The sequence below is a fragment of the Kineococcus terrestris genome (assembly GCF_041020755.1).
In the GTDB taxonomy this organism is placed as follows: Bacteria; Actinomycetota; Actinomycetes; order Actinomycetales; family Kineococcaceae; genus Kineococcus; species Kineococcus terrestris.
The window spans coordinates 133,249-158,026 of the sequence record NZ_JBEUEI010000006.1 but is presented as its reverse complement, the minus strand read 5'-3'; the positions used below and the strand labels follow the sequence as shown (position 1 = coordinate 158,026).

Here is a 24,778-nt window from a genome sequence, read left to right as displayed (position 1 = left end):
CGAGGAGAATGGAGGACAACACCAAAGGAAAACCCACGACCACCACACGCACACAACGCACGAAGATGGCCACAGGGGTTACAACATTGGCATCAACACTTGGCACACTGTTGAGTTCTCAAGAACCGGACGTCACGCCTGGGACGGCCACTCGGTGAGCGGACCTCCGCAGGGACAACTTTCCCATCATAACCTCGTCAGCGGCCGTGGAAGACCACCTTGGAAGTGTCCTGCGTCACCCCTCGCTGCAGGCGGCTCGTCGTGCCTCTCGGCCCTCCGTGCTGCCCCCGCTCGCGGCGACGTGAAGAACAGTAGACGCCCGGGGGGCCGCGGGGCAAATCCGCGGCGGCCCCCGGGCCGATCCGCTACTGCGGCAACGGGATCGAGGCCGCTGCGAGGGCCTTGCGACCCCGTCGCAGCACCGCCCAGCGCCCGTGCAGCAGCGGCACGTCCGCCAGCGTCGCGTCCGCCTCGGCGACCTTGACGTTGTTGACGTACGCACCGCCCTCGGCGATCGTCCGGCGCGCCGCCGAGCGGCTGGCCACCAGACCCGTCTCAGCGAACAGCTGCGCCAGCGGCACCTCGCGCGAGGCCGGCTCGGCCGTGGGCAGCTCCGCCAGGGCCGCCGCCAGGGTCGCCGCGTCCACCTCGCCCAGGTCCCCCCCGCCGAAGAGCGCCGCCGCCGCCTGCTCGGCGGCGCGGGCGGCGTCCTCGCCGTGGACCAGGACCGTGACGTCGTGCGCCAGCGCCCGCTGCGCCGCGCGGGCCCTCGGCTCCTCGCGCGCCTGGCGCCCCAGCTCGGTGATCTCCTCCCGGGAGCGGAAGGAGAACGCCTTCAGGTAGCCCTCCACCTGGGTGTCCTCGGCGTTCAGCCAGAACTGGTGGAAGGCGTACGGGCTCGTCAGCTGCGGGTCCAGCCACACCGCGCCCGACTCCGTCTTGCCGAACTTGGTGCCGTCCGCCTTGGTCAGCAGCGGCGTGGCCAGCGCGTGGACGGTCGCGCGGTCCACCCGGCGGACCAGCTCGCAGCCGGCGGTGATGTTGCCCCACTGGTCCGAGCCGCCCAGCTGCAGCGAGCACCCGTGCCGGCGGTGCAGCTGCAGGTAGTCGTTGGACTGCAGCAGCACGTAGCTGAACTCGGTGAAGCTGATGCCCGTGGTGGCCAGCCGCTTGGCGACGGCCTCGCGGTCCAGCATCCGGTTCACGCTGAAGTGCTTGCCCACGTCCCGCAGCAGCTCGATCGCCGTCATCTGCGACGTCCAGTCCAGGTTGTCCACCATCGTGGCCGCGGCCGGGCCCTCGAAGTCCAGGAACGGCGCGATCTGCTGCTGCAGGCGCCCCACCCACCCGGCGACGACCTGCGGGTCGTTCATCGTCCGCTCCGCGCTGGCGCGCGGGTCCCCCACCAGGCCCGTCGCCCCGCCGACCAGCACCAGCGGCCGGTGCCCGGCCAGCTGCAACCGCCTCGCGGTCAGCACCTGCACCAGGTGCCCCACGTGCAGGCTGGCCGCCGTCGGGTCGAAGCCCACGTAGTACGTGAGCGGGCCGTCCGCCAGAGCCTGGCGCAGCGCGGCCTCGTCGGTGGACTGCGCCACCAGGCCCCGCCACCGCAGTTCCTCCCAGACGTCGCTCACGACTCTGCTCTCCTCGTGTCTCCCGGCCCCGCCGGGCGGGCGCCGATCGCCCGCCGGACAGCGTGCCACGGCCCGCGGGCGGCCTCAGGCGCCCGGTCGGGTGCGCCGGGCGCGGCGGGGCACCGCCGCCCGGTACGCCGAGACGGTCGGGTCGCCGTCGACCCACGCCCGCCACTCGGTGGTCCCGCCGGGCCCGGACACCCCCACGCGCGGTCCCCACCGCACGACCTCGTCGCCCACCGGCTCGCCGGCCAGCACGTGCAGGGGCCCGTCCGCGCACACGTCGGCGCCGTCCCGGGCCCGGTCGACCCCCAGCGCCGACGTCAGGCGCGCCGGTCCGCGGGCCAGGTCGGCGTCGCGGCGGGCCGCCGCGCGCCGCGAGCGCGCCAGCTCCACGCCCTCGACGACCTCGCCGGCGCGCAGGAGGACCGCCGAGGCCGTCCCCTCCGGCCCGCAGACGAGGTTGGCGCACCAGTGCACCCCGTAGGAGAAGTAGACGTAGGCGTGCCCGGGCGGGCCGAACATCACCGCCGTGCGCGGGGTGCGCCCGCGGTAGGCGTGCGAACCGGGGTCCAGCGGACCGGCGTAGGCCTCCACCTCGCTCAGGCGGACCACCACCGCGCCCTCGGGCGTGCGGTGGCGGACCACCCGCCCCAGCAGGTCGCGCGCCACGACGAGCACGTCGCGGTCGAAGAACGCGCGCGGCAGGGCGCCCGTCAGCTCGTCAGCCACGCCCGGTGCTCCGCGAGCGCCGCGCGCGCCGCCTCGAGCTGCTCGGCCACCCGCACCGGTGCAGTGCCCCCGACGCCGTCGCGCGAGGACAGCGACCCCTCGAGGCTGAGGACGGAGCGGACCTCGGGCGTCAGGTGCGGGGAGATCCCGGCGAGGTCGTCGTCGGTGAGGTCCCACAGCTCCACGCTCGTGCCCTCGGCCGCCGAGCGCTCCTCGCAGCGGCGCACGCAGGCCCCGGCCACCACGTGCGCCTCGCGGAAGGGCACGCCCCGGCGCACCAGCCACTCGGCGACGTCCGTGGCCAGCGCGAAGCCCAGCGGGGCCAGCTCGGCCATCCGGTCGGTGTGGAAGCGCAGCGTGCCGACCATCCCCGCGACGGCCGGGAGCAGGACCTCCAGCGTGTCGACCGCGTCGAAGACCGGTTCCTTGTCCTCCTGCAGGTCCCGGTTGTAGGCCAGCGGCAGGCCCTTGAGGGTGGCCAGCAGGCCCGCCAGGTCGCCGATCAGCCGGCCCGCCTTCCCGCGCGCCAGCTCGGCGACGTCGGGGTTCTTCTTCTGCGGCATGATGCTCGACCCCGTCGACCAGGCGTCGTCGAGCGTGACGAAGGAGAACTCCTTCGTCGCCCAGGCGATGACCTCCTCGGAGATCCGGGACAGGTCCACGCCGATCATCGCGGCGACGAAGGCGAACTCCGCGGCCACGTCGCGCGAGGCCGTGCCGTCGATGGAGTTCTCCACGCTGGCGGTGAACCCCAGCTCGCGGGCCACCGCCGCGGGGTCCAGGCCGAGCGAGGAACCCGCCAGCGCGCCCGAGCCGTACGGCGAGACGCCGGCGCGCACGTCCCAGTCGCGCAGCCGCGACACGTCGCGCAGCAGCGGCCACGCGTGCGCCAGCAGGTGGTGGGCCAGCAGGACCGGCTGGGCGTGCTGCAGGTGCGTGCGTCCCGGCAGGGCCGCTCCCGGGTGGGCGGCGGCCTGCTCGCACAGGGCCTCCACGACGTCGAGGACGCCCGCCGCGACCACGCGCGCGTGCTCGCGCAGGAACATCCGCAGCAGCGTGGCGATCTGGTCGTTGCGCGAGCGCCCCGCCCGCAGCCGGCCCCCGACCTCGGGCCCGGTGCGCTCCAGCAGGCCCCGCTCGAGCGCGGAGTGGACGTCCTCGTCGTCCTCGGCGGCGGTGAAGGCGCCGGAGACGACGTCGGCCTCCAGGGCGTCCAGCCCGGCCAGGAGCGCGTCCAGGGTCGCCTCGTCGAGCAGGCCGGCGGCGCGCAGGACGCGGGCGTGCGCGCGCGAGCCCGCCAGGTCGTAGCGCGCCAGGCGGAAGTCGAAGTGGGTGGACTTCGACAGCGCCGCCATCGCGGCCGCCGGGCCGGACGCGAACCGCCCGCCCCACAGGCCCTTCTCCCCGGCGGTGCCCGGTGCGGGCGCGGGGGCCTGGTGCTGCGTCACGGTCGCTCCTCGTCGTCGGTGTGCAGGTCGTCGGTGTCCGCGACGTCGACCTCGACGTCGTCGCCGGCCGGGTCGTCGGCCGCCGGGGAGTCTGCCGCACCCGCGGCGGCGTCCCGGCGCGCCAGGGCCAGGAACCGCTCGGCGACGGCGGGACCGCCGGCGGGGTCGCGGCAGATGACCAGCACCGTGTCGTCGCCGGCGATGGTGCCCAGCAGCGACGGCAGGACCGAGTGGTCGACCGCGGAGGCCAGGAACTGCGCGGCCCCGGGCGGGGTGCGGAGCACCACGAGGTTCGCCGACGCCTCCGCCGACACCAGCAGCTCCTCGCACCAGCGCGCCAGGCGGGCGTCCAGCACCTCCTGCCCCACCCCGCTGCGCGGAGTGCGGTCACCGCCCTCGGCCGGCAGCGCGTACACCAGGCCGCGCTCGCCGTCGCGCACCTTCACCGCGCCCAGCTCGACGAGGTCGCGCGAGAGCGTGGCCTGCGTGACCGCCACGCCCTCCTCGGCCAGGTGGGCGGCCAGCTCGGTCTGCGAGCGCACCGGCCGCCGGGCCAGCACGGCGGCGATGCGGTCGTGGCGGAACGCCTTGGTGCCCGCGCCGGCGGTCCGGGCCGACGCCTCGCTCACGCGCTGCGCGAGCGCTCGAGCAGCCAGACCAGCAGCGCCTTCTGCGCGTGCAGCCGATTCTCCGCCTCGTCCCACACCAGCGAGCGCGGGCCGTCGAGGACCTCGGCCGCGATCTCCTTGCCGCGGTAGGCGGGCAGGCAGTGCAGGACGACCGCGTCCGGCGCGGCGGCGGCCAGCAGGCCGCTCGTCAGGGCGAAGGGGGCGAAGCGCTCGGCGCCCGCGGAGTCCTGGCCCATGCTCACCCAGGTGTCGGTGGCCACGACGTCCGCGCCCTCCACGGCCGCGGTCGCGTCGTGCACCACGCGGACCGACCCGCCGGTGCGGGCGGCGACCTCCTCCGCGCGGCGCACCACGTCGGGGTCGGGCAGGTCGGTGGCCGGGGTGCCGACGCGCACGTGCAGACCGGCCGTCGCCCCGCCCAGCAGGTACGAGTGGGCCATGTTGTTGGCGCCGTCCCCGACGTAGGCCAGGGCGCGCCCGGCCAGGTCGCCGCGGTGCTCGGCGACCGTCAGCAGGTCGGCCAGCACCTGGCAGGGGTGGAACAGGTCCGACAGGGAGTTCACGACCGGCACCCGGGAGTGAGCGGCCATCTCCTCCAGCCCGCTCTGCGCGGAGGTGCGCCACACGATGGCCGCGACCTGCCGCTCCAGGACGCGGGCGGTGTCGGCGACCGGCTCGCCGCGGCCCAGCTGCGAGCCGGCGGCCTCCAGCACCAGCGGCACGCCGCCCAGCTCGGCCACCCCGACGGAGAAGGACACCCGGGTGCGCGTGGACGGCTTGTCGAACAGCAGCGCGACCGTGCGCGGGCCCTCCAGCGGCCGCGCGGCGAAGCGGTCGGCCTTCAGCCGGGCGGCCAGGGCCAGGACCTCGGCCTGCTCGGCGGGCGTCAGGTCGTCGTCGGCGAGGAAGTGCCGGACGGTCACGGGGTTCCTCCTGCGGTGGTGGTCTCCGCCAGGGCGGCGTCCAGGAGCGCGGGCAGCGCGGCCGTGAACAGGTCCGCCTGGTCGGTGGTCAGGACGAGCGGCGGGGCGATCCGGACCGTGTCCGGGCGCACCGCGTTGACGATGAACCCGGCGGCCAGCGCGTGCCGGGCCACGGCCGGGGCGACCGGCTCGGCCAGGCCGATCCCCAGCAGCAGGCCCGCCCCGCGCACCCCCGTCACGAGCGGGTGGCCCAGCGCCTCCACACCGGAGCGCAGGTGCCGGCCGGTGCGGCGCACGTGCTCCAGCACGCCGTCGCGCTCGATCGCGTGCAGCGTGGCCAGGCCCGCCGCGGCCGCCACCGGGTTGCCCCCGAACGTCGTGCCGTGCTGCCCGGCGCCCAGCAGGGCCGCGGTGCGCTCGCCGAAGGCGATCGCGGCGCCCACGGGGACACCGCCGCCCAGGCCCTTGGCGCTCGTCAGGACGTCGGGCACGACACCGCCGTGCTCGCTCGCCTGGTGGGCGAACCACTCCCCGCAGCGCCCGATCCCCGTCTGCACCTCGTCCAGCACCAGCAGGGCGCCGTGCGTGCGCGTGATGGCGCGGGCGGCCTCCAGGTAGCCCGGCGGTGCCGGCGTGACACCGCCCTCGCCCTGCACGGGTTCCAGGAACACCGCGGCCGTGGCGCCGTCCACGGCGCGCCCCAGCGCGCCGACGTCGCCGTAGGGCACGTGCTCCACGCCACCGGGCAGCGGCTCGAACGGCGCCCGGTAGGCCTGCTTGTGGGTCAGCGCCAGCGCGCCCAGCGTGCGGCCGTGGAAGCCGTCCACCGCCGCGACGATCTTCGTGCGGCCGGTGCGGCGGGCCATCTTGAACGCGGCCTCGTTGGCCTCGGCGCCGGAGTTGCAGAAGAACACCCGCGAGCCCTCCGGCGCGCGCGCCACCTGCAGCAGGCGCTCGGCCAGCGCCACCTGCGGGACCGTGGCGAAGAAGTTCGACACGTGCCCCAGCGTCGCCAGTTGCGACGTCACCGCGGCCACCAGCAGCGGGTGCGCGTGCCCCAGGGCGTTGGTGGCGATCCCGGCCAGCAGGTCCAGGTACCGCTTCCCGTCGGCGTCCCAGACCCAGCAGCCCTCCCCGCGCACCAGGACGCGCTGCGGGACGCCGTAGGTGCCCATGACCGAGGAGGAGTAGCGGGCCAGCCAGGCCTCCGCACCGCCCTCGGCGACGGGCAGGGCGTCGACCCCCGCCTCCCGCGCCGCGCGCTCGACCTCCACCGCTCCCCCTCTCACGGCACGACCATCGTGCCGTTGCCGGAGGTCGTGAAGACCTCCAGCAGCACCGAGTGCGCGAGCCGGCCGTCGATGACCGTCGCGCGCGGCACCCCGCCGCGCACGGCCCGCAGGCACGCCTCCATCTTCGGGACCATCCCCGACTGCAGCGACGGCAGCAGGTCCGCCAGCTCCGCCGCGCTGATCTCGCTGACGAGCGAGCTGGTGTCCGGCCAGTCCCGGTACAGCCCGGCCACGTCCGTCATGACGACGAACTTCTGCGCGCCCAGCGCGACGGCGATCGCGGAGGCCGCCGTGTCCGCGTTGACGTTGAGGACCGAGCCGGGCACGAGCGCGCCGTCGTCGTCGACCTCGGGCGCGACGGTGGACACGACGGGGATGCGCCCGGCGTCCAGCAGGTCGGTGACCGCTCGCGGGTCCACCCCCACGACGTCGCCGACCAGGCCCACGTCGACCAGCTCGCCGTCGACCAGTGCGGGCCGCCGGCGCGCGCGCAGCAGCCCCGCGTCCTCCCCCGACAGCCCGACGGCCAGCGGCCCGTGGGCGTTGAGCAGGCCGACGAGCTCGCGGCCGACCTGGCCGGTCAGGACCATCCGCACGACGTCCATCGCCTCGGGCGTGGTCACCCGCAGCCCGCCGCGGAACTCGCTGGGGATGTCCAGGCGGTCCAGCATCGCCGAGATCTGCGGGCCGCCGCCGTGCACGACGACGGGCCGCAGGCCGGCGGTGCGCAGGAACACGACGTCCTCGGCGAACGCGCGCTTGAGGTCGTCGTCGACCATCGCGTTGCCGCCGTACTTGACGACGACGAGGGCGCCGCGCCAGCGCTGCAGCCACGGCAGGGCCTCGACGAGCACGCGGGCCTTGTCGGTGGGCGACAGGTCCGCCGGGTCGGGGGTCGCGCTGTCCTGGGGTTCCACGGCTCCGCTCACGTCGAGTAGGCGCTGTTCTCGTGCACGTAGGCGTGCGTCAGGTCGTTGGTCCACACCGTGGCGCTCGCGTCCCCGGCGTGCAGGTCGACGAGCACGTGGACCTCGCGCGGGGCGAGGTCGACGTCGGCCGGGTCGGCGTGCGGGGCGCCGCCCACGCACACCGCGACACCGTTGAGCGAGACGTCCAGCGCGGCCGGCTCGAACGCGGCGCCCGTCGTGCCGACGGCGGCCATGACGCGGCCCCAGTTGGGGTCGCGGCCGAAGACGGCGGTCTTGAAGAGGTTGTTGCGCGCGATCGAGCGGGCCACCTCCACCGCGTCGTCCTCGCTCGCCGCACCCACGACCTCGACGGCGATGTCGTGCTCGGCGCCCTCGGCGTCGGCCACGAGCATCCGGGCCAGCTGCGCGCACACCGCGCGCACCGCCTCGTCCAGCGCCGCGGGCTCCGGCGTCGCGCCGGAGGCGCCGCTGGCCAGCAGGACGACCGTGTCGTTGGTCGACGTGCAGCCGTCGGAGTCCACCCGGTCGAAGGTGGTGCGCGTCGCGGCGCGCAGGGCGCGGTCGAGGTCCTGCGCGCTCGCGACCGCGTCGGTGGTCAGGACGACGAGCATCGTCGCCAGGCCCGGCGCGAGCATGCCCGCGCCCTTGGCCATGCCGCCCACGACGAACCCGTCGCCGTGCACGAGCGCCTGCTTGGACACCGTGTCGGTCGTCATGATCGCCGTGGCGGCCTGCGAGCCGCCGTCGGCGTCGAGCTGGGCGTGGGCGGCATGGGTGCCGGCCAGCACCCGCTCGCGGTCCAGCGGCACGCCGATGAGCCCGGTGGAGCAGACCACGACGTCCGCGGCCCCGCAGCCGACGAGCTCGCCGACGAGCTCGGCGGTGGCGTGGGTGGTCTGGAACCCCTCCGGGCCGGTGAAGCAGTTGGCACCGCCGGAGTTCAGCACCACGGCGCGCACGCGCCCGTCCGCGCTGGCCCGCTCGCTCCACAGCACCGGGTGCGCCTTGCAGCGGTTGCCGGTGTAGACCGCGGCGGCGGCGTCCAGGGGGCCGTCGTTGACGACGAGGGCGACGTCGGGCCGGCCGGAGGCCTTCAGCCCGGCGGTCACGCCCGCGGCGCGGAAGCCGGCGGCCGCGGTGACGCTCACGGCGCCACCCCCGTGGCCGGCAGGCCCGTCGTCTCCGGCAGGTCCAGGGCGATGTTCACGCTCTGCACGGCTCCTCCCGCGGTGCCCTTGGTGAGGTTGTCGACGGCGGCCACGACGAGGACGCGCCCGGCGCGCTCGTCGACCGCCAGCTGCAGGAGCACCGCGTTGCTGCCGAGGACGGCGGCGGTGCTGGGCCAGCGGCCCTCGGGCAGCACGTGCACGAACGGCTCGCCGGCGTACGCGTCGGCCCACGCCGCGCGCACCGCGGCCGGGTCGGCGCCCGGCGCCAGGCGCGCGGTGCAGGTGGCGAGGATGCCGCGGGCCATCGGCGCCAGCGTCGGGGTGAAGGAGACGGTGACCGGCCCGCCGCCCGCGGCGGCGAGGTTCTGCTCGACCTCGGGGGTGTGCCGGTGCGAGCCGCCCACGCCGTAGGGGCTCATCGACCCCATGACCTCCGCGCCCAGCAGGTGCGGCTTGAGGCTCTTGCCGGCCCCGGAGGTGCCCGAGGCGGCGACGACGACGACGTCCTCGCCGGCCAGCAGCCCGGCGGCGAAGCCGGGCGCCAGGGCCAGGCTGACGGCCGTCGGGTAGCAGCCGGGGACGGCGATCCGGCGCGCGCCGCGCAGCCGCTCGCGCTGGCGGCCGCCGCCGGCCAGGGGCAGCTCGGGCAGGCCGTAGGGCCACGTCCCGGCGTGCGGGGTGCCGTAGAAGCGCTCCCACGCGGCGGGGTCGGCCAGCCGGTGGTCGGCGCCGCAGTCGACGACGAGCACGTCCTCGCCCAGAGCGGCGGCCACGTCCGCGGACGCGCCGTGCGGCAGGGCGAGGAACACGACGTCGTGGCCGGCGAGGACCTCGGGGGTCGTGGGCGCGAGGACGCGGTCGGCCAGCGGGTGCAGGTGCGGCTGCAGCTCGCCGAGGGCCGTGCCGGCGTTGGAGGCGCCGGTCAGCGCGCCCAGCTCCACCCGCGGGTGCTCCAGCAGCAGCCGCAGCAGCTCACCGCCCGCGTACCCGCTGGCGCCCGCGACGGCGACCTTCAGCCGCCCGTTCGAGATCATGTGCATGACCATACACGCGAGCGCGTGCTCATGCAGACGGCGGGGTCAGGCCAGCGGGTCGTCCGGTCCCCACGGCACCACGTCCAGGCGGCGGGCCCGCGGGTCCAGGCCCCGGGCCGCCGCGGCGGCCAGCGAGGCGGGCGTGTCCGCACCGACGCGCACGAACCGGCCCGAGAACGCGTCCAGCTCCCCGCGCGCCACGGCCAGGACCATCGCGACGACGTCGGCGGCGTCCGTCCACTCCGTGCGCCCGGCGTGCTGGGCCATCCCGGTGGACATCCCCGTGCGCACCACGCCCGGCGAGAGCTCGAAGGCGCGCACGCCGTGCTCGGCGCCGGCCGCGGCCACCGCGCCGCCCAGGCGGAACAGCGCCGCCTTGCTGGCCCCGTAGGCCGCGTGCAGGCCGGAGTCCTTGTGCGCCGCGCCCGAGCTGAGGTCGACCACCCGCCCGGCGCCGCGCGCGACCATCCCCGGGACCACGGCCCGCACCAGCGCGAACGGCCCCAGCACGTTGGCCTCCAGCACCGCGCGCACCTGGTCCAGGTCCGCCTCCCACACGGGCACCTCGTCGGCCTCGATGCGCCCGGCGCAGTTGACCAGCAGGTCGGTGCCGCCCAGCTCGGCCTCCAGGGCCGCCACGGCCGCCGGGACCGCGGCCACGTCGGTGACGTCCAGGACGGTCGCCACCGCGCGGCCGCCGGAGCCCGCCGCCCGGCACCGGTCGGCGACCTCCTCCACGAGCGCGTCCAGGGCGTGGGCGTCGCGCGCCAGCGCCCCCACCGACCAGCCGGCCGCGGCCAGCCCCAGCACCAGCTCGCGGCCGATCCCGCGCGAGGCGCCGGTGACCAGGGCGGTGCCGGGCCCGGTCGCAGCGGCCTCAGCCACGCTGCACCGCCCCGGTGCGCCGCGCCGCCTCGGCCACCGCCGCTTCGCGGGCGGCGCTGGCCTCCTCCGCCGTCAGGGTGCGGTCGGGGGCCCGGAAGCGCAGCGCGTAGGCCAGCGACCTGCGGCCCTCGCCGACCTGCGCGCCGGTGTAGACGTCGAACAGGCGCACGTCCTCCAGCAGCTCGCCGGCCCCCTCGCGCAGGGCGGCCTCGACCGCGGCCGCTGCCACGCCCTCCTCCACCACCAGCGCGACGTCCTGGGTGGCCGCCGGGTACCCCGACAGCTGCGCCACCTGCGGGGGCGCGCCGACCCGCGCCAGCAGGACGTCCAGGTCCAGCTCGAACGCCGCCGAGCGCGCCGGGAGCTCCAGCGCGGCCAGCGCCGCCGGGTGCAGCTCGCCGGCGTGGCCGACGAGGTGCCCCGCCGCCGTGCTCACCCGCGCGCACCGGCCCGGGTGCCACGGCGCGCGCTCGGCGGCCTCGACGACGACCTCCACGCCCACCGCCGCGGCGACCGTGCGCACCGCGTCGACCGCGTCGGCCCACAGCACCGGCTCGCCGCCGCGGGCGAAACCGTCGGCGGCCGCGCCCGGCGGGCGACGGGTGCCGGTGAGCACACCGGCCACGTGCAGCGGCTGGACCGGCACCGCGGCGAGCAGGGCGGCCAGCTCCTCCTCGCCCGGTCGCCCGCCCACGCCCGGCACCGGGGCCGGTCCGGCGCCGGCGACCGGGTGGGTCACGCTGCCGAACTCCACCAGCGCCAGGTCGCGCAGACCCCGCGAGACGTTGCGGCGCACCACCTCCACCAGCGAGTCCAGCACGCTGGTCCGCATCAGCGGCTGCTGCTCCGACAGGGGGTTCGCCAGCCGCAGCGCCGCGCGCCGCGGGTCGTCGGCGGGCAGGCCCTGCGCGTCGTGCACGGCGGCGGCCACGAACGGGTAGGACAGCACCTCCACGAAGCCGTCGTCGGCCAGCGCGCGCGCCGCCGACCGCCGCGCGCGCTGCCCGGCGGTCAGGCCCCGCCCGGCCGGGGCGGCCGGCAGCACCGAGGGGATCGCGTCGTAGCCGCGCAGGCGGGCGACCTCCTCCACCAGGTCCACCGGCTGGGTCAGGTCCGGGCGCCAGGTCGGCGGCACGACCGCGAGGTCCGCGCCGTCCGCCGTCACGGTGCAGCCGACCTCCTCGAGGGCGGCGACGACCTCACCCTCGGTGAACGGCGTGCCGACGACCCGCTCGGCGAGGGACACCGGCACCCGCAGCGCGGCCGGGGCTCCGGGGGCTCCGGGGGCGACGACGTCGGTGGCCGCCGGGTCGGCGGTGCCGCCGCCGTGCTCGACGAGCAGGCGCACCGCCAGCTCGGCCACCTGCGCGGTCATCGCCGGGTCCACGCCGCGCTCCCAGCGCTTGGCGCCCTCGGTGTGCAGCTTGTGCCGGCGGGCGGTGCGCGCGACGGAGACGGGCGAGAAGTGCGCCGCCTCGACGAGCACGTCCGTGGTCGCCGCCGACACCTCGGTGCTCGCACCGCCCATGACACCGGCGAGCGAGAGCACCCGCGAGGTGGAGGGGTCGCCGGGCACCTCGTCGGTGATGAGCAGGTCCTCGGGGTCCAGGAGGCGCTCGACGTCGTCGAGGGTGGTCAGCCGCTCCCCCGGGCGGGCGCGGCGCACCACCAGCTCGCCCTGCAGCTTCGCCAGGTCGTAGGCGTGCAGGGGCTGGCCGGTCTCGAGCATGAGGTAGTTCGTCACGTCCACGGCCAGCGAGATCGAGCGCATGCCGGCCTGCCGGACCCGGTCGGCGACGAACCGCGGCGTCGGGGCGGTGGGGTCGATCCCGCGGACCACGCGGGCGACGAACCGGTCGCAGCCGACCGCGCCGCGCACCGGGGCGTCGTCGGCCAGGCGCACCGGGTGACCGGGGCCGGACGGGGTCGGCACGTCGACGGCGACCGGGTCGCGGAACACCTGCGCGACGGGGCGGCGGGTGCCGTGCGCGTACTCGCGGGCGATGCCGCGCACGCTGAAGCAGTACCCGCGGTCCGGGGTGACGTTGACCTCGACGACCTCCTCGTCCAGGCCCAGCAGCGCCAGCGCGTCCTGCCCCGGGGTCAGCCCGGCGCCGGGCAGGTGGCGCTCGAGGACGATGATCCCGGAGTGGTCCGCGCCCAGGCCCAGCTCCTTCGCCGAGCAGATCATCCCGTCCGAGACGTGCCCGTACGTCCTGCGCGCGGCGATGGCGAAGCCGCCGGGCAGCACCGCGCCCGGCAGCGCGACCACGACGGAGTCGCCGGCGGTGAAGTTGTGCGCGCCGCAGACGACGCCGCGGTGCCCGTCGGGGCCGTTGTGCTCGGGCCCGACGTCGACGTGGCACCAGTTGACCGTCTTGCCGTTCTTCTGCGGCTCGGGCACGAGGTCGAGCACGCGGCCGACCACGAGGGGGCCGGTCACGTCGGAGGTGTGCACGCCCTCCTCCTCCAGGCCCACCCGCACCAGGGCCGCCGCCACGTCCGCGCCGCGCGCGCCGGGCTCGAGGTCGACGTGCTCGGCCAGCCAGCTCAGGGGGACCCGCATCAGAGCTCGTCCTGCCCCTCGCCGGCGGCGGCCGGGACGCGGCCGCCGAGGACGTCGGCCACCCCCGACGCCGACAGGTCCTCCACGCCGAACGCCCGGCTGAACCGCACGTCACCCTCCACCATGTCGCGCATGTCCGTCACCCCGTTGCGGAACATCAGGGTCCGCTCGATCCCCATCCCGAAGGCGAAACCCCGGTAGCGCTCCGGGTCGACCCCGCACGCGCGCAGCACGTTCGGGTTGACCATCCCGCAGCCGCCCCACTCGATCCAGCCGCGCTCGGCCTCCCGGCCCAGGGAGAAGCGCAGGTCCAGCTCGGCACTGGGCTCGGTGAACGGGAAGTACGCCGGGCGCCAGCGGGTCTCGACGGCGTCGCCGAACATCGCGCGCGCGAAGTGGTCCAGCGTGCCCTTCAGGTGCGCCATCGTCAGGCCCTCGTCGACCGCGATGCCCTCCAGCTGGTGGAACACCGGCGTGTGCGTGGCGTCCAGCTCGTCGGTGCGGAACACCTTGCCGGGGCAGACGACGTACAGCGGCACGCCGCGGGTCAGCAGCGAGCGCGCCTGCACCGGGGAGGTGTGGGTGCGCAGCACCAGGCCCGAACCCGCTCCGCCGCCCTCGTCGGCGACGTAGAAGGTGTCCTGCATCTGCCGGGCCGGGTGGTCGGCGTCGAAGTTCAGCGCGTCGAAGTTGAACCACTCGGCCTCGACCTCGGGGCCCTCGGCGACCTCCCAGCCCATCGCGGTGAACACGTCCGCCACGCGCTCCATCAGCAGCGGCAGCGGGTGGCGCGCACCGCGCTCGGGCCGGCGCGCCGGCAGGGTGACGTCCACGACCTCCGCGCGCAGGGCGCGCTCCTCCTCCTGCGCGCGCAGGAGCTCGGTGCGGGCGGCCAGGGCCTGGTTCAGGCGGCCGCGGGCGGCGCCCACGCGCTTGCCGGCGGCGGCCTTCTCCGGGCCGGGCAGGGCGCCGATCTCCCGGTTGGCCAGCGCCAGGGGGCTGCGGTCCCCGGCGTGCGCGAGGCGCACCGCCTTCAGCTCCTCCAGGTCGGCGGCGCCGGCCACGGCCGCCAGCGCGGCGTCCAGGGCCTGCTGCACGGCCTCCTCGGCCACGGCTCCTGCGGCCCGGGCTGCCGGGTCCTGCTCTGCGGGCATGCGCTCCGTCCTCGTGTCTCGCCGATGCGCGGTGCGGGCGGGCCCGCGGCGGTGATCCTCCCAGACGGGCGCGGCCGGGGGCGGGTCGGGCGGCGGGTCAGGCGGCGGGGGCGTCCTCGCCGGGCGGGGGGCCCGCGGGCAGCCGGACCGTGAAGCGGGCACCGCCGGAGGCGGCCTCGTCGACCGTGACGTCCCCGCCGTGCGCCTCCAGCAGCCCGCGCGTGACGTACAGGCCGAGGCCGGTGCCGCTGCGCTGGCCGCCGTGCCAGAACTTGGAGAACACGTAGGGGCGGTTCTCGGCCGGCACGCCGTCGCCCTCGTCCTCCACCGCGAGGACGACCTCGCCCGCCCCGCCCGGCTCGACGGCGGGGTCGTGGGAGACGGTCACCGTCACCGTGCCGGCGCCGTGGCGCAGCGCGTTCTCCACGAGGTTGGTCAGCACCTGCGCCATCCGGTCCGGGTCGGCCCACAGCTCCGGCAGGTCACCGGCCAGGTCCAGGCGGAAGCGGTCGTCGTCGTAGCCGGCGAGCAGCAGGCGCTCGACGTGCTCGCGCACCAGGGCGGGCAGGTCGAAGGGGCGCCGGTGCACGCGCAGGCGGCCGGTGTCCACGCGCGAGACGTCGAGCAGGTCCCCGACCAGCCGGGTGACGCGGTCGGCGTCGGCGGCCACCGTGGACAGCATCAGCCGCTTCTGCTCGTCGCTGAAGCGCTCCCAGCGGCGCAGCAGGGTCGCCGTGAACTGCTTGACGGACGTCAGCGGCGAGCGCAGCTCGTGGGCGACGGTGGCGATGAGGCTGGCGGCGTCGGACTCCGCGCGCCGGCGCTCGCCGGTCCCGCGCAGGGCGACGACGACGCGCGCGGGGCGCCCGGCGGCGTCGCGGACGGTGCGGGCGGTGACCAGCAGCTCGGAGCCGCCCGGCAGCAGGAGCATGCGCTCGGGGTGGCGGTCGGCGTCCGCGCCCGCCGTCCCCGCCGCGGCCCCGTCGGCCGCCGGTCCGGTGCTCCGCCAGCTGTCCCACCAGCGCCGGCCCGAGGTGTCCTGCAGCGGCAGCGCGCGGCGGACGTGGACCCCCACCAGGCGGGCGGGCTCGCGGTGCAGCAGCGCCGCGGCGGCGGCGTTGACGGCGGCGATGGTGCCGTCGGCGTCGACGACGAGGACACCGTCGGGCAGGTCGTCCAGGGCCAGCGGCGGGTCCGGCGCGGCGGGGGCCCCGGGGGCCCCGGGCGCGCCGGCGCCGTCGGGACCGGTGTGCGGGGCGGGTGCCGCGGGCAGCGGGGACGGCACGGCCGCGGCGGCGGCCTCGGCGCTCCCCCTCGCCTCCGGCACGGGGCGAGGCTAGGGCATCCTCCGCCGGGCACCACCCCGCGCGCCGCGCGCCGCCCGGCCGCTCACCCCGCGGGCGGTGCCGCCGGGGCGTGCCCGGCGGCCGGGTGCCGGCGCTGGGCGCGGGCGCTGGCGTACAGGCAGACCACGGCCGCGGTGGCCAGGTTCAGGCTCTCCGCGCGCCCGTGCAGGGGCACCCGCACGACGGCGTCGGCGCCGTCGCGGCCCGCGTCGTCCAGGCCCTGCGCCTCGTTGCCGAACAGCCACGCGGTGGGCCGGCGCAGGTCCGGCCCCGCGACCGGTGGGCCGCTGCCGGCGAGCGCGGCGGCGTCGGCCAGGTCGTCCAAGTCGTGCTCGCCCGTGCCGTCGGCGGCCAGGACCTGCACGCCCGCGGCGCGCAGGGCGTCCAGCAGCGCCTCCAGCCCGGCACCGGCCACGACGGGCAGGTGGAACAGGCTGCCGGCGGTGGAGCGCACGACCTTGGGGTTGTGCACGTCGACGCTGGCGGCGCTCAGGACGACGGCATCGGCGCCGGCGGCGTCCGCGGCGCGCAGGACCGTGCCGGCGTTGCCGGGGTCGCGGACGCGGTCCAGGACGGCCAGCAGGCGCGGGCCCGCGGCCAGGACGTCGTCCAGGCGGGCCGGGCGCTGCGGGCAGACGGCCAGCAGGCCCTGCGGGGTGACGGTGTCCGTCATGGCCGCCAGCACCTCGTCGGTGACCTCGACGACGCGCACGCCGCTGCGCTCGGCGGTGCCGACGACGTCGGCGTACCGCTGCGCCGCCGCGGCCGTCACGTAGAGGTCGTGCACGACGGCACCAGCGCCCGACGAGGCGCGGGCGGCGGCGTGGGCGGCGACCGCCTCGCGCACGGCCTGCGGCCCCTCGGCGAGGAAGGTGCCGGTGCGCGAACGCACCGAGCGCCCGGCCAGCGCCCGCACCGACCGCACCCGCTCGGAGCGGGGGTTGGTCAGCACGGTCGCGGCCGGGCGCCCGGTGTCCTGCGCGGGGGCAGGATCAAGCGGCGGAGCTCTGCGCCGCCGGGGCGGCGGGCAGGGCGGCCCGGGAGACCTGCACGAGGGCGGCGAACGCCGGGGCGTCGGAGACGGCCAGCTCGGCGAGCATGCGGCGGTCGACCTCGACACCGGCGGCCTTCAGGCCCTGGATGAACCGGTTGTAGGTCATGCCCTCGGCGCGGGCGGCCGCGTTGATGCGCTGGATCCACAGGCGGCGGAAGTCGCCCTTGCGCGCCTTGCGGTCGCGGTACGCGTAGACGAGGGAGTGGGTGACCTGCTCCTTCGCCTTGCGGTACAGCCGCGAGCGCTGGCCGCGGTAACCGCTGGCCTGCTCGAGGACGACGCGGCGCTTCTTCTGGGCGTTGACTGCGCGCTTCACGCGTGCCACGGGGTGTTCTCCTCACATGTCGAGCCGCGGGCGCCGGCGGTCCGTCGGACGACGGTCGCGCGCTCCGCGGCGGGGGTGGTCGGGGCCGCCCCGGGGGTGCCCGGCGCGGCGGCGGTCAGCGGCCCAGGAGCTTCTTGATCTTCTTGGCGTCGGCGGGGGCGACGACCGCGTCCATCGACAGCCGGCGGGTGCGCTTGGTCGCCTTGTGCTCGAGCAGGTGGCGCTTGCCGGCGCGCTCGCGCAGGACCTTGCCGGAGCCGGAGATCCGGAAGCGCTTCTTGGCGCCGGAGTGGGTCTTGTTCTTGGGCATGCTGATCTCCTGGATCGTTCGTGGTCTGGCCCGGGCCCGCGGCGCCCGGCGGGCGCCGCGGGCCCCGGTGTCAGGACGCGGTGGCGGCCGACTCGTCGGCGGCGGCGACCTGCTCGTCGGCGGTGGTCCCGGCGGCGTCCGCCTCCTTGCGGCGACGGTCCTCGGCCTTGGCCTCGGCCTTCTTCTTGTGCGGCCCGATGACCATCACCATGTTGCGGCCGTCCTGGCGCGGCGAGCTCTCGACGCTGCCCAGGTCGGAGACGTCCTCCGCGAGGCGCTGCAGCAGCCGGAAGCCCATCTCGGGCCGGGACTGCTCGCGCCCGCGGAACATGATCATCACCTTGACCTTGTCCCCCGCCTTGAGGAACCGCTCGACGTGGCCCTTCTTGGTGCCGTAGTCGTGCGGGTCGATCTTCAGGCGGAAGCGGATCTCCTTGAGGATCGTGTTCGACTGGTTCTTGCGGGCTTCGCGGGCCTTCATGTCGGACTCGTACTTGAACTTGCCGAAGTCCATGAGCTTGCAGACCGGGGGACGCGCCTGCGGGGCGACCTCGACCAGGTCGAGACCGGCCTCGTCGGCGAGCCGCAGCGCGTCCTCGACGCGCACGATCCCGACCTGTTCGCCGTTGGGGCCCACGAGCCGCACCTCGGGAACACGGATGCGGTCGTTGATGCGGGGCTCGCTGATGTGCTGCTCCTTCGTCGTTCGTCGGGGGGCCGCCGGACACGAGGAAGGCCCCCGCGCGCGGACGCGCACGGAGGCCTGCCTGATCCGGCGCCGGACGCGGATCACCCACGACGACGACGCCTCGCCCGCCGTCCGGGGACGGCGAGCTGGACCGGGACCCGGCGGTGCGCTGCACCGCGGGTGGGAGGAGGCCTCCGCTTCGCGCTCCGGCCCCACGAACGCCGCCCGGGCCGCCGGAGCGGCCGCGGGACCGGTGACGTGAGCCGGTCGGTCACCTGCGAGGGTACCAGCATGTCCTCACCCGATCCCACCGGCGACACCCCGGGCAGCGTCCCGGGCGGACCCGCCGACGCCGCCGCCGCGGACGCCACCGCCGCCGACGCCGCCCGCGACATCGCCGAGGTGCCCGCCGCCGAGCTGGTCACCACCGCCTGCGTGCACCTGATGAGCGCCGCGGCCGTCAAGTGCGGCCTGGCCGAGGACGCCGAGGAGGCCGGGCACCTGGACCTGGCCGAGGCGCGGGTGCTCATCACCGCGCTGGCCGGGCTGGTGACGGCCGCCGCCCCCGAGATCGGCGACCGGCACGCGCGCCCCCTGCGCGACGGCCTGCGCTCGCTGCAGCTGGCGTTCCGCGAGGCCTCCGTCGTGCCCGACCCGCCGGGGCGGGGCCCCGGGGAGAAGTACACCGGCAGCGTCGTCTGAGCCCCGGGCCCGCGCTCGGGCGCGGGGGCGGGCGCGCCGCGGCGGGCCGGAGGTGGTTGAGTGCCGGACGACCACGGGCGCTCGGTCCGCCCCCGTGCGTCCGGGCCGCTCCGGGGCAGGGACAGGACGACAGAGCGACACCGCTGCAGACCGCGCACCACTGGAGGACCACCGTGACTCTCCCCACCAGCGACCTGGGCCTGCTGGCCCTGCGCCTCGGCGTCGGGGGCACCCTCGCCGCGCACGGCGCGCAGAAGCTGTTCGGCGCCTTCGGCGGCGGCGGCATCGAGGGCACCGCGGGCGCCATGCACGCCATGGGCTTCCGCCCCGGTCGCCAGAACGCGATCCTCGCCGGGCTGGGCGAGACGGCCGGCGGCGTGCTGCTGGCCGCCGGGCTGGCCACCCCGGTCGGCGGGGCGGCGACCGCGGCCACGATGGCCGCCGCCTCCACCGTCCACGTGCCCAACGGCTTCTGGGCGACCTCCGGCGGGCTGGAGTACCCGGCCGTCCTCGGCCTGGCGGGCGCCTCGCTGGCCGTGGCGGGCCCGGGCCGCTACTCCCTGGACGCCGCCCTGGGCGGGCGCCTGAACAAGCCGTGGATGAGCGCGCTGGCGCTGCTGGGCGCCGGGCTGGGCGCCGCGCTGACGATCCGCAAGCGGCAGGCCGCCGTGGCGGCCGAGGCCGCCGAGCAGTCCGCGGACGCCCCGGCCGACTCCCCCGCCACACCCGTCGCCTCCTGAGCGCGAGCGCCGGCCCGGTCCCCGGGCCGGCGCACGGGCCCGCCGGACCTCAGGCGGGCAGGACCCGCAGCTCCAGGCTGTCCACCCGTGTCGCCACCTCCAGCACCGCCACCCGCCGGCCCACCTCGGCGGTCAGCTCGGCGAGGGCGGCCCGGTCCAGGCCGGGCGCGACGCCCAGCACCAGGCGCAGCTCGGCACCCTCGCCGGCCTCGCAGCGCACGCCCCGCAGCGCGGTCAGGTCGCCCAGGCCCGCGCGCAGCCCCTCGGCCACCTCCGGGTCGAACGGCGAGGGCGTCCACGCCTCCTGCCGGGCCAGCGCCCACAGCGCCGGGCGGCGCACCACGAACGTCACGGGCCCGGCGGGGTCGAGGACGAGCGCCTCGCAGCGCTCCTGCACACCCGACAGCGCGGCGCGGGCCGCGTCCACGGGCACCGGGCGCGCGTCGGCGCGCCAGCGGCCCAGCGCCTCGACCGCGGTGAACAGCGGCAGGGCGCGCCGCCCGTCGGGGCGCGTCAGCAGGGCCAGCGCCATGTCGGCGCTCTTGTCGCCGGCCGGCCCGGCCGGCCGCGGGTCGGCCTCGCCGAGCACGGCGACGACGGGGGCGAACAGGCGCGTGCCGGCCAGCGCGGCGACGACGGCCTGCTCCGCGCGCAGGCGCCCCGCGGGGTCGACCGCGGCACCCGCCGTCCCGCCGTCGAGCGCGGCCCACGCCCGCAGCGCGCCGGCCAGGAGCTCGTCGCGGCCGCCGTCGTCGGCGGCGAACGGGTTGGGCAGCAGCGTGCGCCCCGCCCACGGGACGCCGGCGGAATCGGCGGGACCGGGTCCGGCGGGGTCCTGGGGGCGCTGGGGGCCGGTCAGGGCCGTCCCGCCACGTCCAGCGCCTCGGGCAGGGTGAACGCCTGCGCGTACAGCGCCTTGCCGACGATCGCGCCCTCCACGCCCACCGGGACCAGCTCGCGCAGGACGCGCAGGTCCTCCAGGCTCGACACGCCGCCGGAGGCGACGACGGGGGCGCTGGTGCGCGCGCACACCTCGCGCAGCAGGTCGGTGTTCGGCCCGCGCAGCGTGCCGTCCTTGGTCACGTCGGTGACGACGTAGCGCGAGCAGCCGTCGGCGTCCAGGCGGGCCAGGACCTCCCACAGGTCCCCGCCCTCGCGGGTCCAGCCGCGCGCGGCCAGCGTGGTGCCGCGCACGTCCAGGCCCACCGCGATCCGGTCGCCGTGGCGGGCGATGGCCGCGCGGGTCCAGTCGGGGTCCTCCAGCGCCGCGGTGCCCAGGTTGACGCGGCGGCAGCCGGTGGCCAGCGCGGCCTCCAGGGAGGCGTCGTCGCGGATGCCGCCGGACAGCTCGACGGCCACGTCCAGGCGGCCGACGACCTCGGCGAGCAGCTCGCGGTTGGAGCCGCGGCCGAAGGCGGCGTCGAGGTCGACCAGGTGCACCCACTCCGCGCCGGCCTCCTGCCAGGCCAGGGCGGCGTCCAGCGGCGAGCCGTAGAACGTCTCGCTGCCCGCCTCCCCCTGCACGAGGCGCACGGCCTGCCCGTCGGCGACGTCCACGGCGGGCAGCAGCTCGAGGCGGGCGGGGTTGTCGGTGGAGCGGGGCGCGTCGGTCACGGGGGGCCACTCTAGGGCGCCCCCCGGGCGGGGTCCGCGGTGCTCCCGACGGCCCCCGGGCCGCCCGGGAACCGCTCAGCCCAGCGAGCGCACCCAGTTGCGCAGCAGCTGCGCGCCGGCGTCTCCGGACTTCTCCGGGTGGAACTGGGTGGCCGACAGGGGCCCGTTCTCCACCGCGGCCACGAACGGGGCGCCGTGCTCGGCCCACGTGACCCGCGGCGGCTCGACGAGACCGCCGGTGGTGTCCACCAGCTCCCAGCGCTGCACGCCGTAGGAGTGCACGAAGTAGAAGCGCTCGTCCTCCACGCCCTCGAAGAGGACCGAGCCCGCCGGCACGTCGAGGGTGCTCCAGCCCATGTGCGGCACGACGTCCGCGGGCAGGCGCTCGACGGCACCGGGCCACTGGCCCAGGCCCCGCTCGTCCCCGGCACCGGGCTCGGTGGAGCGCTCGAACATCACCTGCAGGCCCACGCAGATGCCCAGCACGGGCCGCCCGCCCGCCAGGCGGCGGTCCACGACCTCCTCGCCGCCGACGGCGCGCAGCCCCTCGGCGACGGCCGCGAAGGCGCCGACCCCGGGCACGACGAGGCCGTCGGCCTCCGCCGCGGCGCGCCTGTCGGAGGTCAGCTCCACGTCGGCGCCGACGCGCTCCAGGGCGCGCACCGCGGAGCGGACGTTGCCGGAGCCGTAGTCGAGGACGACGACCTTCTTGCCGGTGCCGCCGCGGGTGGTTCCGGTCTCGTTCGTGCTGGTCACACCGGTCACAACGCGCCCTTGGTCGACGGCACTCCCTGCACGCGCGGATCGGGCTCGACGGCGTAGCGCAGGGCGCGCGCGAGCGCCTTGAACTGCGCCTCGACGACGTGGTGGGGGTCGCGGCCGGCCAGCACGCGCACGTGCAGGGCGATCTGGGCGTGGAAGGCGAAGCTCTCCAGCACGTGCCGGGTCAGCGAGCCGGTGAAGTGCCCGCCGATGAGGTGCAGCTCCTGACCGGCCGGCTCGCCCGAGTGCACGCAGTACGGGCGGCCGGAGACGTCGACGACGACGTGGGCCAGCGCCTCGTCCAGCGGGACGGTGGCGTCGGCGAAGCGGCGGATGCCGCTCTTGTCGCCCAGCGCCTGCCGGAACGCCTGCCCGAGGACGATGGCGGTGTCCTCGACGGTGTGGTGCACGTCGATGTGGGTGTCGCCCTTCGCGCGCACCGTCAGGTCGACGAGGGAGTGCTTGCCCAGCGCCGTCAGGACGTGGTCGTAGAACGGCACCGTCGTGTCGATGCTCGTGCGGCCCGTGCCGTCCAGGTCGAGCTCGACCAGGACGCTCGACTCCGAGGTCGTCCGCTCCACGCGCGCCGTGCGGCTCACCGCTGTCCTCCCGTGCTGTCCGCGAGCCGGCCCTCCGGCCGGCCCGTCACCTCGTCCAGGGCGTCCTGGAACGCCGTCATCTCCCGCTCCGTGCCCACGCTCACGCGCAGCCAGCCGTCCGGGCCGGTCTCGCGGATCAGGACGCCGCGCTCCAGCAACCCCCGCCACACCGCGTGCCGGTCGGCGAAGCGGCCGAACAGGACGAAGTTCGCGTCGCTGTCGGCGACCTGGAACCCCTTGCGCCGCAGCACGTCCACCGTCTCGTCGCGGCGCGCGCGCAGCTCGTCCACGCGGCCCAGCAGGAGCTGCGAGTGGGCCAGCGCCGTCCGGGCCACGGCCTGAGTGACCGCCGACAGGTGGTAGGGAAGGCGGACCACCCGGAGCGCGTCGACGAACGCGGTCGAGGCGGCCAGGTAGCCGACGCGGGCACCGGCCAGCGAGAACGCCTTGCTCATGGTGCGGCTGACCGCGAGGTTGCCGTGCTGCGGCAGCAGCTCCAGCGCGCTGGGCACCCCGGCGCGGCGGAACTCCCCGTACGCCTCGTCGACGACGACGACCGCGCCGCCGGGCAGTTCTCGCACGGCGTCGAGGACGGCCTCGACGGTGGCCAGCGGCAGGGCGGTGCCGGTGGGGTTGTTCGGGCTGGCCAGCAGCACCACCGACGGGCGGTGCCGGGCGACCTGCTCGCGCACGTGCGCGACGTCGAGGGTGAAGTCCTCCGCGCGCCGGCCCGCGACCCAGCCGGTGAGGGTGTCGCGCGCGTACTCCGGGTACATGGAGTACGTCGGGGCGAAGCTGAGCGCCGTGCGGCCAGGACCGCCGAACGCCTGCAGCACGTGCAGCATGACCTCGTTGGAGCCGTTGGCGGCCCACACCTGCTCGGGCACGAGCTCGGCGCCGGACTCGGTGCGCAGGAACGCGGACAGGTCGGCGCGCAGGTCGAGGAACTCCCGGTCGGGGTAGCGGTTCAGGCCGGTGGCCGCGCGCGCCACGGCGGCCGCCACGTCGTCCACGACGACCTGCGGGACGGGGTGCGGGTTCTCGTTGACGTTGAGGACGACGGGCACGTCCAGCTGCGGGGCGCCGTACGGCTCCTCCCCGCGCAGGTCGTCGCGCAGGGGCAGGTCGGCCAGGGTCGTGGCCGCCGCGGGCGCCGGCGAGGTGCCGGTGCCCGGGCCGGTGGGCGCGCCCGGCGAGGTGTCGGTCGTCACGGCGCCAGTCTCCCAGACCGCGCGGCGCCCCCGGGACGGCCGGGGCGGCGCTCACGCGCCGGCGTCACCGCTCCCGCGCAGCGCCCCCGGGTTGAGCACGTGCGGGCTGCCGCGCCCGGACAGGACGTCGACGACGTTCTGCACGGTGCGCCGCTTCAGCTCGCCGTAGGACTCCTCGGTGTACCAGGCCAGGTGCGGGGTGAGGACCACCTGGTCCAGCTCGGTGAGGGGGTGCCCGGCCGGCAGCGGCTCGGTCTCGAAGACGTCCAGGCCCGCCCCGTGCAGCCGGCCCGCGCGCAGCGCCTCGACGAGGGCGCCGGTGTCGACGACCCCGCCGCGGCTGGTGTTGACGAGGACGGCGTCCGGGCCGAGCAGGGCGAGCTCCGAGGCGCCCAGCAGGTGGTGGGTGGCCGGGGTCAGCGGCACGTGCACCGACACCACGTGCGCGCGCCGCAGCAGCTGCGCCAGCTCGACGACCTCCACGCCCGCGACCGTGGTCCCGGGCTCGTGGCGGGCGTCCACGCCGAGGACCCGGTAGCCCAGACCGGCGGCCTTGCGGGCGGTCGCCGCGCCGATGAGGCCGAGGCCGAGGACGCCGAAGACGCGGCCGCCGAACCCGTGCAGGGGACGGACCGCCTCCAGGCCGCCCGTGCCCGCGCGCACGCCGCGGTCCATCCACGGGATGCGCCGCGCGGCGGCCAGCGCGAGGGCGATCGCGTGGTCGGAGACGGCCTCGGTGCCGTAGTCGGGCACGTTGCACACCGCGACCCCGCGCGCGGTGCACGCCTCGACGTCGACCGTGTCCACGCCGACGCCGTAGCGCCCGACGGCCCGCACGGTGGGCAGGGCGTCCAGGAGGGCGGCGTCGATCCGCGCGTACTGCACGACGAGGCCGTCCGCGCCGGCGGCCTGCTCGGCCAGCTCGGCGGGGCTGCTCGCCCGGGCGACGACGAGCTCGGCGCCCGCGGCGGCGGCGACCTCGCGCTCGGGCTCGACCGAGTCCTGGTCGATGTCGGTGATGACGATCCGCAC

The 24,778-nt window shown here is 76.9% G+C and carries 25 protein-coding genes; 2 read left to right on the top strand and 23 right to left on the bottom strand.

All coding sequences use genetic code 11. From position 1 onward, the window contains the following. Window positions 1–365: 365 nt before the first annotated feature. The 17 genes from tyrS to infC all read right to left on the bottom strand — a co-directional run bounded on the left by tyrS (window position 366) and on the right by infC (window position 18,118). Window positions 366–1,634, bottom strand: a complete 1,269-nt coding sequence (tyrS, locus tag AB8M62_RS06090; protein ID WP_369068955.1) for a tyrosine--tRNA ligase — start codon at window positions 1,632–1,634, stop codon at window positions 366–368. A gap of 84 nt (window positions 1,635–1,718) precedes the next feature. After that, the gene (locus AB8M62_RS06085; protein ID WP_369068954.1) at window positions 1,719–2,366 is read right to left on the bottom strand and encodes a DNA-3-methyladenine glycosylase; all 648 of its coding nucleotides are present in this window, start codon (window positions 2,364–2,366) and stop codon (window positions 1,719–1,721) included. Continuing rightward, on the bottom strand, window positions 2,351–3,814 hold the full coding sequence (gene argH / locus AB8M62_RS06080; RefSeq protein WP_369056521.1) for an argininosuccinate lyase: 1,464 nt from the start codon (window positions 3,812–3,814) through the stop codon (window positions 2,351–2,353). Before argH ends, AB8M62_RS06085 begins: the two co-directional genes overlap by 16 nt. After that, entirely contained in the window at window positions 3,811–4,443 is a 633-nt protein-coding gene (locus tag AB8M62_RS06075) for an arginine repressor (RefSeq protein ID WP_373694861.1), read from the bottom strand. Before AB8M62_RS06075 ends, argH begins: the two co-directional genes overlap by 4 nt. Beyond that, on the bottom strand, window positions 4,440–5,366 hold the full coding sequence (gene argF / locus AB8M62_RS06070) for an ornithine carbamoyltransferase (RefSeq protein ID WP_369068953.1): 927 nt from the start codon (window positions 5,364–5,366) through the stop codon (window positions 4,440–4,442). Before argF ends, AB8M62_RS06075 begins: the two co-directional genes overlap by 4 nt. Further along, complete coding sequence (locus AB8M62_RS06065) at window positions 5,363–6,655, bottom strand: acetylornithine transaminase (RefSeq protein WP_373694860.1); 1,293 nt, start codon at window positions 6,653–6,655, stop codon at window positions 5,363–5,365. The genes argF and AB8M62_RS06065 overlap by 4 nt, the downstream gene beginning before the upstream one ends. Further along, entirely contained in the window at window positions 6,652–7,575 is a 924-nt protein-coding gene (gene argB / locus AB8M62_RS06060; protein ID WP_369068952.1) for an acetylglutamate kinase, read from the bottom strand. Before argB ends, AB8M62_RS06065 begins: the two co-directional genes overlap by 4 nt. Window positions 7,576–7,583: 8 nt before the next feature. Next, window positions 7,584–8,735 (bottom strand): bifunctional glutamate N-acetyltransferase/amino-acid acetyltransferase ArgJ, encoded by a 1,152-nt coding sequence (argJ, locus tag AB8M62_RS06055; protein ID WP_369056523.1) that lies wholly within the window; start codon window positions 8,733–8,735, stop codon window positions 7,584–7,586. Next, on the bottom strand, window positions 8,732–9,790 hold the full coding sequence (gene argC, locus AB8M62_RS06050) for an N-acetyl-gamma-glutamyl-phosphate reductase (RefSeq protein WP_369068951.1): 1,059 nt from the start codon (window positions 9,788–9,790) through the stop codon (window positions 8,732–8,734). Before argC ends, argJ begins: the two co-directional genes overlap by 4 nt. A 45-nt stretch (window positions 9,791–9,835) precedes the next feature. After that, window positions 9,836–10,675 (bottom strand): SDR family NAD(P)-dependent oxidoreductase, encoded by an 840-nt coding sequence (locus AB8M62_RS06045; protein WP_369056525.1) that lies wholly within the window; start codon window positions 10,673–10,675, stop codon window positions 9,836–9,838. Further along, on the bottom strand, window positions 10,668–13,241 hold the full coding sequence (gene pheT, locus AB8M62_RS06040) for a phenylalanine--tRNA ligase subunit beta (protein WP_369068950.1): 2,574 nt from the start codon (window positions 13,239–13,241) through the stop codon (window positions 10,668–10,670). Before pheT ends, AB8M62_RS06045 begins: the two co-directional genes overlap by 8 nt. Continuing rightward, complete coding sequence (gene pheS / locus AB8M62_RS06035; RefSeq protein WP_369056527.1) at window positions 13,241–14,395, bottom strand: phenylalanine--tRNA ligase subunit alpha; 1,155 nt, start codon at window positions 14,393–14,395, stop codon at window positions 13,241–13,243. The genes pheT and pheS overlap by 1 nt, the downstream gene beginning before the upstream one ends. Before the next feature lie 97 nt (window positions 14,396–14,492). Next, a complete protein-coding gene (locus AB8M62_RS06030; RefSeq protein ID WP_369068949.1) occupies window positions 14,493–15,722 on the bottom strand; it encodes a sensor histidine kinase in 1,230 nt (409 codons plus the stop codon). 62 nt (window positions 15,723–15,784) lie between these two features. Beyond that, the gene (locus AB8M62_RS06025; RefSeq protein ID WP_369056534.1) at window positions 15,785–16,690 is read right to left on the bottom strand and encodes a TrmH family RNA methyltransferase; all 906 of its coding nucleotides are present in this window, start codon (window positions 16,688–16,690) and stop codon (window positions 15,785–15,787) included. A gap of 43 nt (window positions 16,691–16,733) precedes the next feature. Continuing rightward, on the bottom strand, window positions 16,734–17,120 hold the full coding sequence (gene rplT / locus AB8M62_RS06020; RefSeq protein ID WP_369056529.1) for a 50S ribosomal protein L20: 387 nt from the start codon (window positions 17,118–17,120) through the stop codon (window positions 16,734–16,736). Between the two features lie 115 nt (window positions 17,121–17,235). After that, window positions 17,236–17,430: a 50S ribosomal protein L35 gene (gene rpmI, locus AB8M62_RS06015; protein ID WP_369056530.1), complete on the bottom strand. Its 195-nt coding sequence runs from the start codon at window positions 17,428–17,430 to the stop codon at window positions 17,236–17,238. 70 nt (window positions 17,431–17,500) lie between these two features. Beyond that, window positions 17,501–18,118 carry a translation initiation factor IF-3 gene (gene infC / locus AB8M62_RS06010; RefSeq protein ID WP_369053647.1) on the bottom strand — a complete coding sequence of 206 codons (618 nt, stop codon included), beginning with the start codon at window positions 18,116–18,118 and terminating at the stop codon, window positions 17,501–17,503. A 291-nt stretch (window positions 18,119–18,409) separates the two neighbouring features. On the opposite strand from infC, the gene AB8M62_RS06005 reads away from it, so the two are divergent. After that, on the top strand, window positions 18,410–18,820 hold the full coding sequence (locus AB8M62_RS06005; protein ID WP_369068948.1) for a DUF1844 domain-containing protein: 411 nt from the start codon (window positions 18,410–18,412) through the stop codon (window positions 18,818–18,820). A 173-nt stretch (window positions 18,821–18,993) separates the two neighbouring features. Next, window positions 18,994–19,560 (top strand): DoxX family protein, encoded by a 567-nt coding sequence (locus AB8M62_RS06000; RefSeq protein ID WP_369068947.1) that lies wholly within the window; start codon window positions 18,994–18,996, stop codon window positions 19,558–19,560. Between the two features lie 49 nt (window positions 19,561–19,609). Here the strand turns inward: AB8M62_RS06000 and AB8M62_RS05995 are convergent, their stop codons facing one another. The 6 genes from AB8M62_RS05995 to AB8M62_RS05970 all read right to left on the bottom strand — a co-directional run bounded on the left by AB8M62_RS05995 (window position 19,610) and on the right by AB8M62_RS05970 (window position 24,778). Beyond that, the gene (locus AB8M62_RS05995; protein ID WP_369068962.1) at window positions 19,610–20,215 is read right to left on the bottom strand and encodes an SseB family protein; all 606 of its coding nucleotides are present in this window, start codon (window positions 20,213–20,215) and stop codon (window positions 19,610–19,612) included. A 200-nt stretch (window positions 20,216–20,415) separates the two neighbouring features. Further along, a complete protein-coding gene (priA, locus tag AB8M62_RS05990; RefSeq protein ID WP_369068946.1) occupies window positions 20,416–21,174 on the bottom strand; it encodes a bifunctional 1-(5-phosphoribosyl)-5-((5-phosphoribosylamino)methylideneamino)imidazole-4-carboxamide isomerase/phosphoribosylanthranilate isomerase PriA in 759 nt (252 codons plus the stop codon). A gap of 75 nt (window positions 21,175–21,249) precedes the next feature. Beyond that, entirely contained in the window at window positions 21,250–21,930 is a 681-nt protein-coding gene (hisH, locus tag AB8M62_RS05985; RefSeq protein WP_369068945.1) for an imidazole glycerol phosphate synthase subunit HisH, read from the bottom strand. A 5-nt stretch (window positions 21,931–21,935) separates the two neighbouring features. Further along, window positions 21,936–22,535: an imidazoleglycerol-phosphate dehydratase HisB gene (gene hisB / locus AB8M62_RS05980; protein ID WP_369053483.1), complete on the bottom strand. Its 600-nt coding sequence runs from the start codon at window positions 22,533–22,535 to the stop codon at window positions 21,936–21,938. Beyond that, entirely contained in the window at window positions 22,532–23,668 is a 1,137-nt protein-coding gene (locus tag AB8M62_RS05975; RefSeq protein WP_373694863.1) for a histidinol-phosphate transaminase, read from the bottom strand. Before AB8M62_RS05975 ends, hisB begins: the two co-directional genes overlap by 4 nt. Before the next feature lie 129 nt (window positions 23,669–23,797). Next, window positions 23,798–24,778 carry a C-terminal binding protein gene (locus tag AB8M62_RS05970; RefSeq protein WP_369053485.1) on the bottom strand — a complete coding sequence of 327 codons (981 nt, stop codon included), beginning with the start codon at window positions 24,776–24,778 and terminating at the stop codon, window positions 23,798–23,800.

Bases quoted from the DNA above. Each gene is read 5' to 3' on its own strand.
- argC (WP_369068951.1), bottom strand. From the start codon at position 9,790: ATGATCTCGAACGGGCGGCTGAAGGTCGCCGTCGCGGGCGCCAGCGGG.
- pheT (WP_369068950.1), bottom strand. From the start codon at position 13,241: ATGCGGGTCCCCCTGAGCTGGCTGGCCGAGCACGTCGACCTCGAGCCC.
- pheS (WP_369056527.1), bottom strand. From the start codon at position 14,395: ATGCCCGCAGAGCAGGACCCGGCAGCCCGGGCCGCAGGAGCCGTGGCC.
- rpmI (WP_369056530.1), bottom strand. From the start codon at position 17,430: ATGCCCAAGAACAAGACCCACTCCGGCGCCAAGAAGCGCTTCCGGATC.
- AB8M62_RS06005 (WP_369068948.1), top strand. From the start codon at position 18,410: ATGTCCTCACCCGATCCCACCGGCGACACCCCGGGCAGCGTCCCGGGC.